This is a genomic window from Xanthomonas sp. NCPPB 1132 (assembly GCF_056629235.1).
In genome coordinates this window covers 4,823,663-4,836,911 of record NZ_CM152819.1, presented here as the reverse complement: position 1 = coordinate 4,836,911, position 13,249 = coordinate 4,823,663, and the positions used below count along the sequence as shown (strand labels likewise).

Genomic DNA, 13,249 nt, shown 5'->3' with positions numbered 1-13,249 from the left:
TCAGCGGCGATTTTTGCGCTCGTTCTCGTCCACGCCGGCCCCGCCGGGGTAGGATGGGACCCGGGTGAGGGGATCACTCCAGGGGATTGCAGCAGTGAAGGCATACACATACGCAGTGGCCGCGATGCTGGCCTGCATCGGGCTGGTCACCGCGGCCAGCGTGCGGGCGCAGGCATTGCCGGCACCGAAAGAGTTCTATTTCGACGAAGACCGCAGCACCACGCGTCCGGTCACCGCCATCGCCGGCAGCGGCGAGGCCCTGGTCGATCGCCTGGCCAGCGCCGTGCAGCGCGACCCCAACGCCAACGAAGCGCGCGCGCAGCTGGCCGGCATCGCCATGGCCGGCGGCCGCCAGGAACTGGGCGAACAGCTGTACCAGGCCGCGTTGCATGCGCTGCCCGCCGGCCAGCAGCGGCGCCAGGTGCAGTGGAACTACGGTTGGGACCTGCTGCGTGCCGGCGACCCGGCGCGCGCGCTGGCGCAGTGGGGCGCGCTGGTCAACGGTCGCCCGGCCGCGCCGGACTGGCTGCCGCCGACCCTGGCGCTGGCGTTGTGGCGCTTGCAGCGCAAGGACGAGGCGGTGAAGTGGTACGCCGCGGCGGCGCGCACCTGGCCGGACAAGTGGGGCGCCACGGCCGATTTCGCGGCCTTGCTGCCGACTTGGCGCGACGACGAGCGTGCCACTCTTGCCGAAGTGCAGGCCGCCTGGAAGGCAGCGCCGCCGGCCTGGCCCTGACCGGCGCGCAACGCGCCATCCGAGGCAGGGCAGGGTGCACCTCGAGGCGTGCGTCGACGGCGCGCACGGGTGGCGCTGTCGCATTCCCTGCCATTCGACGCACAACGCACGTGGCGTCCCAACGCATCGCGCCGCGCGTGATGCTGCCCCGCAGGTGCGGCCACCGCGGCGCTGGTGGACCGCCGCGCCCGCCACACGTGGCGGAGCGCGATCGCCATCTTGATGTGCAATGCGCCGGCACGCGGCCGCGTCTCCATCGTGTCCACGCAGCGCATGCGATGATGCGCGCCGATTCCGGTCGAGTTGCGTTGCCCCCGATGGCCTTCGATGCGTTTGCCCTGATTCTGGCCATGCTGGCGCTCGGCAAGCTGTTCGCGCGCCTGCGCGTGCTGCCGGCCAACAGCACCGAGGTGCTCAACGGGGTCGTGCTGTATCTGTGCCTGCCGGCCTCGGTGCTGATCTACGTGCCGCGCCTGCAGTTCAACCTGGAACTGCTCGGATTGATGCTGACGCCGTGGCTGCTGACCGGCGTGAGCGCGCTGGCGATGCTGGCGCTTCGCGGGCCGCTGCGGCTGCGCCGCGAGCAGCAGGCGGTGCTGCTGTTGTGCGTGGCGCTGGCCAATTCCAGCTTCATCGGCTATCCGATGGTGCGCGCGCTGCTCGGCGAGGCGGCCTTGCCGTATGCGGTGGTGTACGACCAGTTCGGCACCTTCGTGCTGCTGTCCATCTTCGGCCTGTACGTGCTGGCGCGCTACAGCGGCGAGGCGCCGCCATCGCCGCGGCAGACCCTGTTGCGGATGGCGCGGTTCCCGCCGCTCTGGGCGCTGGCGTTCGCGTTGACGCTGATGCCGGCGCAGCCGCCGGCGTGGATCGCCTCCGGCCTGCAGCACCTGGCCGACGCGATGCTGCCGCTGGTGATGCTGGCGGTGGGGTTCTCGATCCAGTTGCGCTTGCCGCGCGAGGAACTGGCGCCGCTGGCCGCCGGGCTGATGTTGAAGCTGCTGCTGTTGCCGGCCCTGGCCTGGCCACTGTCGTGGGCGCTGGGCCTGAGTGGGCAGGCGCTGCAGGCCAACGTGCTGGAATCGGCCATGCCGACCATGATCACAGCCGCGTTGCTGGCGATCTCGCATCGCCTGGCGCCGCGCCTGGCCGCGGCCCTGGTCGGCTACGGGATTCTGCTGTCGCTGGTGACCTTGCCGGCCTGGGCGTGGTTGTTGGGGGCGTTGCGGTAGTGGCGATGGCACGTCTCGCCGCAAGGTGTCGAGGCTGAAGGACGGCGCCTCGATCGGCATGGCGCGCGCGTCGTACCCTCATCCGCCCCTTCGGGGCACCTTCTCCCGAGGGGAGAAGGGAGAGACCAAAGCCCCTCTCCCCACGGGAGAGGGGTTGGGGTGAGGGTCGGGCGCAGCCTCGCATAGCGGCATCGCCCGGTGTCACCAACCGCCCGCCACTAATCCGCCGGCACCGTCCGCCCACTGGCCCAACTGCGCAACGCCTGCACCTGTTCGGCCATCAGCACCGACAGCGGTCGGGTAGTGCGGATCTCCTGCATCAGCAGCTCGGTATCCAGCGGCCGCTGTTCGGCATGCGCGGCATACAGCCCGGAGACGATCGCCTGCTCGATCTCGGCGCCGGAGAACCCGTCGGCGGCGGCAGCCAAGGCCGGCAGCGCGAAAGCGTCCGCGTGCAGTTGCCGCCGGGTCAGGTGCAGGCGCAACAGCTCCACGCGCGCCTGCGGATCGGGCAGGTCGACGAAGAAGATCTCGTCGAAGCGGCCCTTGCGCAGCAGTTCCGCCGGCAGCTCGTGCACCTGGTTGGCGGTGGCGACGATGAACACCGCGGCGCTGCCGTCGGCGCTGCCGCGTTCGGCCATCCAGGTCAGCAGCGTGCCGAGCACGCGCCGCGATACGCCGCCGTCCTCGCCACCGCTGGCCAGGCCTTTCTCGATTTCGTCCATCCACAGCACGCACGGCGCCAGTTGCTCGACCGCGGCAAGGGCATCGCGCAGATTCTTCTCGGTCTCGCCGTGGTACTTGGCGTACAGCGCGCCCATGTCCAGGCGCAGCAGCGGCACGCCGAACCCGGCGGCGGTGGCCTTGGCCAGCATCGACTTGCCGCAGCCCTGCACGCCGAGCAGCAGCACGCCCTTGGGCGGGTCCAGCCCCGGTGGCGCGGTGCCGGCGAACACCGCGCGGCGCTGCGCGATCCATTGCTTGAGCCGGCGCGCGCCGGCCACGTCCTCGAAGCGCGTGGCGTCGTTGTCGTACTGCAGGTGGCCGCTGCGGTTGAGCAGTTCGAACTTGAGCCTGGCCAGTTGCGGCAGGTCGGATGCGGTGAGCGCGCCGTCGGCGTAGATCAGTTGCCGGGCGATGCGCCGCGCGTCGATCAGGCTGAGGCCGCGCAGGTTGCGCAGGATCTGCTTGACCGCCTCGCCGTCGACCTCCACCCGGCGTCCGCCGAATTCGCGCGCATAGCCCAGCGCTTCCTCCTGCACCATCTTCAGCAGCGCGTTGGCGTCGGGCAGGCGTGGATTGAAGCGCGTGGCCAGCGCTTCCAGTTCGGCCGGCAGTTCGATCCGCGTGCCGATCAGCACCAGCACGTGCGGCTGGCAATGGCGGCGCTCGACGATATCGCGCAGCAGGCGCTGGTGGCTGGCATAGCCCAGGTACGGGGTGACGTCGAGCAGCAGGTAGATGCCGCGCTGATCGGCCTGCTTGATCGCCTGCAGCACCGCGCTGGCATCCGGCGGCCCGCTCGGCGGGTCCTCGCGGTCCAGGTCGATGCGGCGCAGGCCCTCGGTGATCGACCAGCGGTGCAGGGCGCGCCAGACCTGCATCAAGGCCTGCCGGAACAGATCGACGATGCGCGCCTCCTCCTGCGTCTCGATCACGATCAGGGGCGTGTTGGCGCGGATCAGCGCGACCAGGTCCTGCAGTTCGCTCATGGCATCGAAAGCCGAAGGGGGCCGCCACGATAGCAAGCCCGGCGGCGGCCGGCGTGCTGCCGGCCGGCATGCTGCATGTTGACTACCGGCTGACGTAGGGCCGGTGTACGCTCCGGCTTCTTCCCCCGGAAGCGAGGCGTGCATGAAGACGATCCTGGTGGCCGGCTCCAAGGGCGGCGTGGGCAAGACCACGGTCGCCACGCACCTGGCGGCGTCCTATGCGCTGGCCGGCAAGCGCACGGTGCTGGCCGATGCCGATCCGCAGGGCTCCTCGACCCGCTGGGCCGAACGCCGCGCCGGCCTGGACAGCGCGGTGCTGCCGATCGACGCCAGCCGCAAGCGCAGCTGGCGCGCGGCGCTGCCCGACGACGCGCAGCGGGTGATCGTCGATGCCGCCGCCGGCGCCATGGCCGAGGATCTGGGCCACTTCCTCGACGAGGCCGACGCAGTGGTGGTGCCGGTGATGCCGTCGGCGCTGGACATCGAGGCCACCGTCGGCTTCCTCAACACCCTGGCCAAGGTGCCGCGGGTGCATCAGCGCAAGCTGCCGGTCGGGCTGGTGCTCAACCGCAGCAAGCCCTGGACCAACGCCACCCAGCAGGCGCTGCAGATGCTCGGCGAATGGCCGTACCCGATGGTGGCGCAACTGCGCGACAGCCAGGCCTACGTGGTGCTGGTGGGGCTGGGCCGCAGCCTGTTCGATTACCACTCCGTCCAGGTCCGCGACCACCAGCAGGACTGGGAACCGTTGCTCAAGTGGCTCAAGAAGGCCTGACCGATGACCATCGTTTTGCGAGAAGTGATCCTGCTGCGCCATGCCCACGCCGAACCGGCCGACACCGGCCAGGCCGATTTCGACCGGCCGCTGTCGCCGCACGGCCTGGCCGAGGCTGAGGCCGCCGGGCGCTGGCTGCTGGAGCAGCGGCTGGTGCCGGACCGGGTGCTGTGTTCGCCGGCGCGGCGCGCGCGCGAGACCCTGGAGGCGGTGCTGGAGCTGACCGGCTACGTCGAGCAACGCCTGGAGCCGCGCATCTACGAGGCCACTTCGGGCACCCTGGCCGATCTGCTGGACGGCCACCGCGACGTCGAGCGGCTGTTGCTGGTCGGCCACAACCCGGGCCTGGAGCGGCTGGCGGCACTGATGCACAGCGGCCAGTCAGGCGACTACCGCGGCATGCCTACCGCCAGCGTCGCCGTGCTCGGGGTGCCGCACGACGCGGCGATCGAGCCGGGCGTGGCGCGCTTGACCGCGTTCTGGTGGCCCTGAGCGCGCTGCGCAGGTCCCTGCGGCCGGCGCTGTGCGCCGCGCTGCTGCCGTTGTGTCTGTGGTGCGCCAGCGCCTGCGCGCAGGTGACGCCGGCCTTGCTGGCGCCCGGCGAGTACGCGCTGGACCCGGCGCAGTCGCGCTTCGGATTCGAGATCCGCACCCGCTTCGGCCAACGCATCGAAGGCTTCTTCCCGCGCTACGAGGGCACCGTACACGTGCTGCCCGATGGCCGCCATCAGGTGCACCTGCGCCTGTTCACCGCCTACGTGGAAATCCCCGGCAAGCCGCGCTACACCGGCTGGATGCGCGGCGAGGATTTCTTCGACGCGCCGCGCTACCCCACCGTGTCCTTCGACTCGCAGCCGTTCTCGCCGCAGGTGCTGGGCAAGGGCGGGCCAATCCCAGGCGTCCTGAGCATCCGCGGGATCAGCCACGCCGAGACGCTGACCGTCATGCCGGCCGCATGCACCCGCGCAGGCTATGATTGCGACGTCATCAGCCGCGGTACGGTATTGCGTGGACGTTACGGAATGGACAAGTGGGATCTGGCCTTGAGCGACCGGGTCACCTTCGTGCTGCGCGCACGCCTGACCGAGGCGTCCACTCGGTGACATCACGATGGATGCGGGTGCTGGTGGTGGTGGCGCTGCTGCTCGGCAGCGGCTGCGCGAGCCTGTCGCAGGCGCAGCACGGCCGTGCCGTGGCGATCGCCGAGGCCGCGCGCGACCGCCAGGTCGACTGCACGCGCGGGGACCATTGCGCGCTGGCCTCGCCGCTGCGCGGGCTGGCCGGCAAGGCCTTCGCCCAGTCCGACGACGGCGCGCCGCGGCACTACGCCACCATCCTCGACCACGGCGAAGAAGCGCTGGTGGCGCGGGTCAACCTGATCCGCAGCGCCAGCCGCAGCATCGACCTGCAGACCTACATCTTCGACAAGGACGACAGCGCACGGCTGGTGATGGACGAGCTGCTGGCCGCGGCGCGGCGCGGCGTGCAGGTGCGCGTGCTGATCGACCAGCTCTCGGCGATCTCCGACCTGCAGATCCTCGGCGCCCTGGCCGGCGCGCACGAGAACTTCTCGCTGCGCATCTACAACCCCACTTTCGGCCTGGCCAAGCCCAACTACTTCCACTACGCCGCCAGCGTGCTGTGCTGCTTCCGCCGCTTCAACCAGCGCATGCACAACAAGCTGCTGGTGATCGACGATGCGATCGGCGTGGTCGGCGGGCGCAACTACCAGGACGACTATTTCGACTGGGACGCCGAGTACAACTTCCGCGACCGTGACGTGCTGGTCGCCGGTCCCGTGGCGCGGTCGATGGCTGCCAACTTCGACGCCTACTGGGCGGCGCGGCGCAGCGTGCCGGTGGCGCGGCTCAACGACGTCGGCAAGCTGCTGCTGCGCGAGGGCGTGCCGGCGATGCCGCCGGCGCAGTTCCTGCGTCCGGAGCGGGTGCAGCGGGTCAGCGAGGAGGCGGCCGATCCGGCCTTCGTGGAGAACGCCTTCGTGCTGCCGGCGCTGCCGGTCAAGCATGTGGACTACGTCGCCGACCTGCCACAGAAGCACCGCCGCGAACACGGCCCCAAGGCCATCTCCACCGCGCCCAAGCTCGACCGGCTGATCGCCGACGCGCGCGAGGAGATCATCCTGCAGACGCCGTACCTGGTGCTGTCGGACCCGGCGCAGGAGATCTTCCGCGATCTGCGCAAGCGCACCCCGCCGCCGCGCGTGGTGGTGGCCACCAACAGCCTGGCGGCCACCGACAACCCGGTGGTGTACGCGCTGTCCTACAAGTACAAGCGCCGCAACCTGCGCGAGCTGGGCTTCGACATCTACGAATACAAGCCGTTCCCGCTGGATGCGCCGGTGGACTACGCCAACCTGCTGCCGGCGCCGCTGCAGGGCGAGCTGCCGTCCGCGGCGGCTAGCGACGACAACCAGGGCGAGCCCGGCAGTGGGCGCAACACCTTGCTGGGCGGCAGCGCCGCCGGGCGCAGTTCGCTGCTCGGCAGCGGCAGTGGCGGGCCGTCCGGCGGCCGCGGCGACGGCAGCGAGGTCGCGCGCCGCGTGCTGCGCACCGAGACCCGCCCGTCCTACCTGAGCCGGCGCATCGCCAACCGGCCGTTGCCGGTAACCCGCGAGGGCGCGCGCATGGGCCTGCACGCCAAGTCGCTGGTGGTGGACCGCCGCGTCGGCGTGATCGGCACCCACAACTTCGACCCGCGCAGCGAGACCTACAACACCGAAGGCGCGGTGATCGTCGACGATCCGGCCTTCGCGCAGGCGCTGGCGGCCAGCATCGGCCGCGACATCGAGCCGGAGAACTCCTGGGTGGTGGCGCCGCGGGTCAAGCCGCCGGTGCTGTCGGGCCTGAACTACAGCATGGGCAAGGTCTCCGAGGCGCTGCCGGTAATGGATTTCTGGCCCTGGCGCTACGCCACCGACTACGAGTTCCAGCCCGGCCCCGACTGCCCGGCGCCGCTGACCCGGCGCGACCCCGGTTTCCACCGCTGCTACAGCGCGGTCGGCGACTTCCCCGAGGTCAACGTCGGCCCGAAGTGGCTGCTGGTACGGATGTTGACCGCGTTCGGCTCGGGCTTGGTGCCGATTCTCTGAGGGGCGGGGATTCGTGGGATTGGGGATTCGGGATTCGTAAAAACGGATTCCCTGCGACCTGATGCCTGTGCAGGCGCGATAATGTCCGTGCCTGGCATGCGCTCTTGCCAATCCCGAATCCCGAATCCCCAATCCCGGCCCCCAAATGCCCTTTCGCGAACCTGCCGATCTCGCTGTCCTCAACGCCGATTGCCGCGACACCCTGATCGCGCACCTGGGCATCGTCTTCACCGAGGCCGGGCCGGACTGGCTGCGGGCGACGATGCCGGTGGACGCGCGCACGCGGCAGCCGTACGGGCTGCTGCACGGTGGTGCCTCGGTGGTGCTGGCCGAGACCCTGGGCAGCACCGCCGGCAACCTGTGCGTGGGGCCGGGGCGGATCTGCGTGGGCCTGGAAATCAACGCCAACCACCTGCGCGCCGCGCGCAGCGGCACGGTCACCGGCACCGCGCGGCCGCTGCACGTGGGCCGGACCACGCAGGTGTGGGAGATCCACATCGAGGACGCGGCCGGCAAGCCGGTATGCGTGTCGCGGCTGACCCTGGCGGTGGTCGACCGCGGCTGAACCCGGCGCCCGGGCTGAACCCTGCCTCGGCACGCGCGGCCGCGGCGGCGCCAGCCGCGTCTTCGGGGTGACACAATTCTCCGCTAGGCCCCCGCTTCCGGTACCCTTGTTCAGATGAGCGAGTTCTCCCCACCCGCCATGCGCCAATACGGTGGGGCGCTGCGCTGGGTTCGTTACGGCTACCGCGTGCCGCTGCTGGCGTTGCACGTGCTGTTGTCGCTGCCGTTCCTGCTGGTGTGCATGGCGCTGTCGCCCGGCCGCGCCGGCACCGAATCCTTCGGCGACCGCATGGTCTGCTGGTGGTCGACCTGGCTGCTGCGCATCTTCGGCCTGCGCGTGCGCCGCATCGGCGCGCCCCTGCCCAACCCGGTGCTGTTCGTCGCCAACCACGTCAGCTGGATCGACATCGTGATGCTGCACAGCCAGCGCATGATGGGCTTCGTTGCCAAGCGCGAGATCGCCGGCTGGCCGCTGGTCGGCTGGCTGGCCGCGCGCGGGCAGACCATCTTTCACCAGCGCGGCAGCACCGAGTCGCTGGGCGGGGTGCTGCAGGCGATGCTGGAGCGGCTGCGCTCCGGCTGCTCGGTCGGCGTGTTCCCGGAAGGGCGCACCCGCAGCGGCCAGGACGTGGGACCGTTCCACGCGCGCATCTTCCAGGCCGCGGTCGAGGCCGAGGTGGCGGTGCAGCCGGTGGCGCTACGCTACGGCGCCGGCGGCTCGGCGCAGCAGATCGTCGCGTTCGGCCCGCACGAGAGTTTCTTCGCCAACTTCCTGCGCCTGCTCGGCGAGCCGGGGCGGGTGGCCGAGGTGCATTTCCTGGAGCCGATCCGGCTGCAGGACGTGGAAGGGCGCCGACGCATTGCCGAGATCTCGCGCGCGCGCATCGTCACGGCGATGGCACAACCCTGAACAGCGGGACACTGCCCCTGCCGCGCTTGACCGATTACTCCAGTCGACAGGCGCAAGCTCGCTCTCCATGAACGCGACCGATTACTCCCCCCCACGCTGGTTGCGCAACCCGCACGTCCAATCGGTACTGGGTTCCAGCCTGCTGCGCGTGCGCCGTGGCGAACAATTGCTCGCCGCCAGCGGCGCCACTACCACCTCGCACATCCTCGACGGCGGCGACGGCGTGCGCCTGCAGGGCTGGCTCAGCGTGCCGGCCGGCGAAGCGCCGCGCGGCACCGTGCTGCTGCTGCACGGCTGGGAAGGCAGCGCCAACTCCAGCTACATGCGCCTGACCGCGGCGAAGATGCTGGCGCTGGGCTACCAGGTGTTCCGGCTCAACTTCCGCGACCATGGCGGCACCCACCACCTGAACGTGGACCTGTTCCACTCCGAGCGCCTGGACGAGGTGGTCAACGCCGCCTGCGACCTGTGGCGGCGCTTCCCGGCGCCCACCCTGCTTGCGGCCGGCTACTCGCTGGGCGGCAATTTCGCCCTGCGCCTGGCGCTGCGCGCGCCGGCGTCGGGGCTGCCGCTGCAGCACGTGGCCGCGGTGTGCCCGCTGCTGGACCCGGCCACCACCATGCAGCGGATCGAGAACGGCCCGCAGTTCTACGACTGGTATTTCCGCCGCAAGTGGCGCGAGTCGCTGCTGCGCAAGCGCGAGCTGTTCCCCGACCGCCACGGCTACGACGACGCCACCCTGGCGCTGGACATGCGCGGGCTGATGGCCTGGCTGGCCGAGCGCCACGCCGGCTTCGCCAGCCTGGACGCCTACTTCGACAGCTACTGCATCGCCGGCGAGCGCCTGCTCGGCCTGCGCGTGCCGGCCGACATCCTGATGGCCGAGGACGATCCGGTGATTCCGCTGGACGACTTCCGCAGCTGGCGCCTGCCCGACATCGCCCGGCTGGAGATCGCCCGCTGGGGCGGCCATTGCGGTTTCATCGAGAACGCGCGCGGCGACGGCTTCGCCGAACGCTGGGTGGCCGAACGGCTGACCGAGGGGTTGGTGGAGGCCTAAGCGGCAGTGGCGCGCTGGCGGGCGGGCGACCTCGCCCGCGCCGGCAGGCGGTCAGCGGAGTGGCGCGCACCGCAATCCCCGGATGCGTCACACGTCGACGCCCCTTCCGCCGTTCCCGCACCACCAGCGCCGCCACTACGTAGCGCTGCGCGGCGCACCGGGTGATCTGCGCAGTCCGGCATGCTCGGCAGACCTCGCCGTCGCGTCGCCTCAGTCCCCTACAGTGTGAGCGACACGGCCGTTCCCAGCGAGGCCAGACGCCGCCCGCCGTGCCCGCCGGCTGGCAGCAGGCGCCCGCGCAGGGCGGCCCGATGCTCCCGCTACAATGCGGGTTTGCCCCGAGCCGGAACTCCATGCACGAGCCCATTCTCGACGCCCTGCGCCGCCAGGACACCGCCGACGCGCTGCGTCTCGCCCATACCTGGGCCGCCGAGGCCGCCGACGACCCGCAGGCCTTGCGCTGGCTGGCGCTGGCGCAACAGCAGCACGGCGAGACCGCCGCCGCCCTGGACAGCATCGGCCGCGCGATCGCGCTGGCGCCGGAAGACGCCAGCCTGCACCTGCTGCACGCCGGCATGCTGGTCAGCGCCAACGACCTGGCCCAGGCCGAGGACGCCCTGGCGCAGACCGCGGCGCTGGATCCCAACGAATTCCTCGCCTACGTGATGCGCGCGCACCTGGCGCTGGGCCGCGGCGACCTGGACGAAGTGGAGCGACTCAGCCGCACCGCCGCGCGCCTGCAGCCGGAGCATCCGCAACTGCTCGGCGTGGACGGCATGCTGGCGCTGCGCCGCGGCGACGCCGACCGCGCGCTGGCGCTGCTCGCGCGCGCCAGCAACGCGCTGCCGGACGATCCCCGCCTGCTCTACGCGCTGGGTTTCGCCTACCTGGACAAGCAGCACTTCGCCTTCGCCGAGACCGCGTTCCGCCGCGTCGCCGCGCTCACCCCGGGCACCGGCGCGGCGATGATGGCGCTGGTCGCGCAGTTGGCCTACCGCCAGGGCCGCCTGGACGACGCCATCACCGCGCTGGAGACGGTGCTGGCCGATCCGGCCGGCGATACCGCCAACATGCGCCGGCTGGCCGGCGAATACGCCCTGCAGGCCGATCGCCCGGCCGAGGCGCTGGAGCACCTGCGCCGCACCCTGGCGGTGGCACCGGCCGACCGCCGTACCCTGCACGCGGCGCTGATCGCCTGGCAGCGCCTGGGCACGATCGACGACGCCCGCGCCACCCTGGAAGCGGCGCTGGCCACCACCACCGACGCCCACGACCTGTGGCTGGCGCGGCTGGCGCTGGAGCCGGTGGGCGGCCCCGAGGCGCGCGCGCTGATCGCGCGCTGGCAGGCAGCGATGCCGGCGCACGTGCCGGCGCTGGAAGCGCAGCTGCGCGTGCACGACATGGCCGGCGAGCGCGATCAGGGCGAGGCCGTGGCGCAGCGCATCGTGGCGCTGGAACCGGGCCGGCTCAGCGGCGAGGAACGCCTGGTCGAGGCGCTGCTGGAGCGCGGCGAGCACGACGCCGCCATTGCCCATGTGCACGGCCTGATGCAGCGCATGCCCGAACGCGACCGCACCGTGGTGCGGCCGTGGCTGGCGGCGGTGCAGGATGCGGCCGGGCGCCCGGAAGACGCACTCGCGACCTGGGTGGCCTTCCAGCAGGAACAGTTGCCGCACCGCCTGCCGCTGCCGCCACTGGGCCAGGCCCCGGCGCAGTGGCCGCCGCTGGGTACGGTCGACCCGCAGAACCAGGCCCGCCCGCTGTTCGTCTGGGGGCCCCCGGGCAGCGGCGTGGAGCGGGTGATCGCGGTGATCGACGCGGCCAGCCCGGTGCTGCGCGGCGACCGCTTCGGCCCGCAGCCGCCGACCGACGGCCTGCAGCGCTTCCGCAGCGTCGGGGAACTGGACAGCGGCGCCCTGGACGGTGCGGCGCTGGTCGCCGAGTGGCGCGCGCAACTGCCGGCGCGCGGTGTCGGCGACGGCAACATCGTCGACTGGCTGCTGTGGTGGGACAACGCACTGCTGCGCGCGCTGCGCCCGCACCTGCCGGAAGGGCGGCTGCTGATCGTGCTGCGCGACCCGCGCGACATGCTGCTGGACTGGCTGGCCAATGGCGCCCCGGCGCCGCTGGGCCTGGCCTCGCCGGAGGCCGGCGCGCAGTGGCTGGCGGCGGTGCTGGCGCAGGTGGCCGACCTGCACGAGCAGGACCTGTATCCGCACCACCTGGTGCGCCTGGACGGGACCGAGCACGATCCGGCCGGCGTGGCGGCGGCGCTGGAGCAGGCGTTCGGCGTGGCGTTCCCGACCATCGCCACGGTCGGCCCGCCGCGCCTGGTCGCCGGCCACTGGCGCGCCTACGCCGCCCCGCTGTCCGCGGCCTTCGCGCTGCTGACGTCGGTCGCGGTGCGCCTTGGCTACCCTGAAACCTGATTCCCCAAGGAGATTCACGCATGCGTCTTCGCAGTGACAGCATCCAGCCGGGTCAGCCCATCGCCGCGACCTACGCGATGGGCCAGGCCGACGGCTTCGGCGGCAACCGCAACCCCCACCTGGCCTGGGACGCGGTGCCGGCCGGCACACAGTCCTTCGTGCTGCTGTGCGTCGATCCGGACGTGCCGACCGTGGCCGAGATGGTCGGCCGCGACGACGCGCGGATCCCGGTCGAACAACCGCGCACCGAATTCGTGCATTGGGTGGCGGTGGACCTGCCCGCGGATCTGCGGGAGATCGCCGAGGGCAGCGCCAGCGACGGCGTGGTGGCCAAGGGCAAGCAGCAACCGCCCGGCCTGGACGGCGCGCGGCAGGGGCTGAACAGCTACACCGACTGGTTCGCCGGCGACGCGGCGATGGGCGGCGACTACCACGGCTACGACGGCCCGTATCCGCCGGCCAACGACCTGCGCGTGCACCGCTACTTCTTCCGCCTGTTCGCGCTGGACGTGGCGCACCTGGACGTGCCGGCACGCTTCACCGCCGCCGACGCCCTGCGCGCGATGCAGGGCCACGTGCTGGCAGAGGCCAGCCTGCATGGCACTTACAGCCTCAATCCAGCTGCGAAGTGAGCTTAAGCCCCTCTCCCACCGGGAGAGGGGTTGGGGTGAGGGTCGGAGCGCGAAGCGCCTCGATGATCCGTCATTGCGAGGCTTCGCCCG

At 71.6% G+C, this 13,249-nt stretch carries 11 protein-coding genes and 2 pseudogenes; 12 read left to right on the top strand and 1 reads right to left on the bottom strand.

The genetic code is table 11. From position 1 onward, the window contains the following. Nucleotides 1–124: 124 nt before the first annotated feature. Both AC1G9L_RS20850 and AC1G9L_RS20845 read left to right on the top strand, forming a co-directional pair. Nucleotides 125–736 (top strand): tetratricopeptide repeat protein, encoded by a 612-nt coding sequence (locus AC1G9L_RS20850; protein WP_481071208.1) that lies wholly within the window; start codon nucleotides 125–127, stop codon nucleotides 734–736. A 317-nt stretch (nucleotides 737–1,053) separates the two neighbouring features. Continuing rightward, complete coding sequence (locus tag AC1G9L_RS20845; protein WP_019801618.1) at nucleotides 1,054–1,968, top strand: AEC family transporter; 915 nt, start codon at nucleotides 1,054–1,056, stop codon at nucleotides 1,966–1,968. Nucleotides 1,969–2,186: 218 nt separating this feature from the next. On the opposite strand, the gene AC1G9L_RS20840 is transcribed toward AC1G9L_RS20845, so the two are convergent. Beyond that, a complete protein-coding gene (locus tag AC1G9L_RS20840) occupies nucleotides 2,187–3,680 on the bottom strand; it encodes an AAA family ATPase (RefSeq protein ID WP_019800242.1) in 1,494 nt (497 codons plus the stop codon). A 142-nt stretch (nucleotides 3,681–3,822) separates the two neighbouring features. Between AC1G9L_RS20840 and AC1G9L_RS20835 the strand changes: the two genes are divergently transcribed. The 10 genes and pseudogenes from AC1G9L_RS20835 (at nucleotide 3,823) to AC1G9L_RS20790 (ending at nucleotide 13,159) form a co-directional block, all read left to right on the top strand. Continuing rightward, nucleotides 3,823–4,455 carry a nucleotide-binding protein gene (locus AC1G9L_RS20835; protein ID WP_019800243.1) on the top strand — a complete coding sequence of 211 codons (633 nt, stop codon included), beginning with the start codon at nucleotides 3,823–3,825 and terminating at the stop codon, nucleotides 4,453–4,455. A gap of 15 nt (nucleotides 4,456–4,470) precedes the next feature. Further along, nucleotides 4,471–4,947: a SixA phosphatase family protein gene (locus AC1G9L_RS20830; RefSeq protein WP_010340932.1), complete on the top strand. Its 477-nt coding sequence runs from the start codon at nucleotides 4,471–4,473 to the stop codon at nucleotides 4,945–4,947. After that, entirely contained in the window at nucleotides 4,938–5,558 is a 621-nt protein-coding gene (locus AC1G9L_RS20825; RefSeq protein WP_019800244.1) for a YceI family protein, read from the top strand. Before AC1G9L_RS20830 ends, AC1G9L_RS20825 begins: the two co-directional genes overlap by 10 nt. Nucleotides 5,559–5,569: 11 nt before the next feature. Then, nucleotides 5,570–6,848: pseudogene (locus AC1G9L_RS20820) on the top strand (phospholipase D family protein); the annotation flags it as partial. A 122-nt stretch (nucleotides 6,849–6,970) separates the two neighbouring features. Next, nucleotides 6,971–7,564: pseudogene (locus tag AC1G9L_RS20815) on the top strand (phospholipase D-like domain-containing protein); the annotation flags it as partial. A gap of 145 nt (nucleotides 7,565–7,709) precedes the next feature. Further along, on the top strand, nucleotides 7,710–8,129 hold the full coding sequence (locus tag AC1G9L_RS20810; RefSeq protein ID WP_010340929.1) for a hotdog fold thioesterase: 420 nt from the start codon (nucleotides 7,710–7,712) through the stop codon (nucleotides 8,127–8,129). 114 nt (nucleotides 8,130–8,243) lie between these two features. Beyond that, on the top strand, nucleotides 8,244–9,038 hold the full coding sequence (locus tag AC1G9L_RS20805) for a lysophospholipid acyltransferase family protein (RefSeq protein WP_019801786.1): 795 nt from the start codon (nucleotides 8,244–8,246) through the stop codon (nucleotides 9,036–9,038). A gap of 67 nt (nucleotides 9,039–9,105) precedes the next feature. Beyond that, the gene (locus AC1G9L_RS20800) at nucleotides 9,106–10,098 is read left to right on the top strand and encodes a YheT family hydrolase (protein WP_481069864.1); all 993 of its coding nucleotides are present in this window, start codon (nucleotides 9,106–9,108) and stop codon (nucleotides 10,096–10,098) included. Nucleotides 10,099–10,451: 353 nt separating this feature from the next. Then, nucleotides 10,452–12,527, top strand: coding sequence for a tetratricopeptide repeat protein (locus tag AC1G9L_RS20795; RefSeq protein WP_481069863.1), 2,076 nt, complete (start codon nucleotides 10,452–10,454; stop codon nucleotides 12,525–12,527). 20 nt (nucleotides 12,528–12,547) lie between these two features. Continuing rightward, a complete protein-coding gene (locus AC1G9L_RS20790) occupies nucleotides 12,548–13,159 on the top strand; it encodes a YbhB/YbcL family Raf kinase inhibitor-like protein (protein ID WP_019801280.1) in 612 nt (203 codons plus the stop codon). Nucleotides 13,160–13,249 lie beyond the last annotated feature (90 nt).

Bases quoted from the DNA above. Each gene is read 5' to 3' on its own strand.
- AC1G9L_RS20850 (WP_481071208.1), top strand. From the start codon at position 125: ATGCTGGCCTGCATCGGGCTGGTCACCGCGGCCAGCGTGCGGGCGCAG.
- AC1G9L_RS20845 (WP_019801618.1), top strand. From the start codon at position 1,054: ATGGCCTTCGATGCGTTTGCCCTGATTCTGGCCATGCTGGCGCTCGGC.
- AC1G9L_RS20840 (WP_019800242.1), bottom strand. From the start codon at position 3,680: ATGAGCGAACTGCAGGACCTGGTCGCGCTGATCCGCGCCAACACGCCC.
- AC1G9L_RS20835 (WP_019800243.1), top strand. From the start codon at position 3,823: ATGAAGACGATCCTGGTGGCCGGCTCCAAGGGCGGCGTGGGCAAGACC.
- AC1G9L_RS20810 (WP_010340929.1), top strand. From the start codon at position 7,710: ATGCCCTTTCGCGAACCTGCCGATCTCGCTGTCCTCAACGCCGATTGC.
- AC1G9L_RS20805 (WP_019801786.1), top strand. From the start codon at position 8,244: ATGAGCGAGTTCTCCCCACCCGCCATGCGCCAATACGGTGGGGCGCTG.
- AC1G9L_RS20800 (WP_481069864.1), top strand. From the start codon at position 9,106: ATGAACGCGACCGATTACTCCCCCCCACGCTGGTTGCGCAACCCGCAC.
- AC1G9L_RS20795 (WP_481069863.1), top strand. From the start codon at position 10,452: ATGCACGAGCCCATTCTCGACGCCCTGCGCCGCCAGGACACCGCCGAC.
- AC1G9L_RS20790 (WP_019801280.1), top strand. From the start codon at position 12,548: ATGCGTCTTCGCAGTGACAGCATCCAGCCGGGTCAGCCCATCGCCGCG.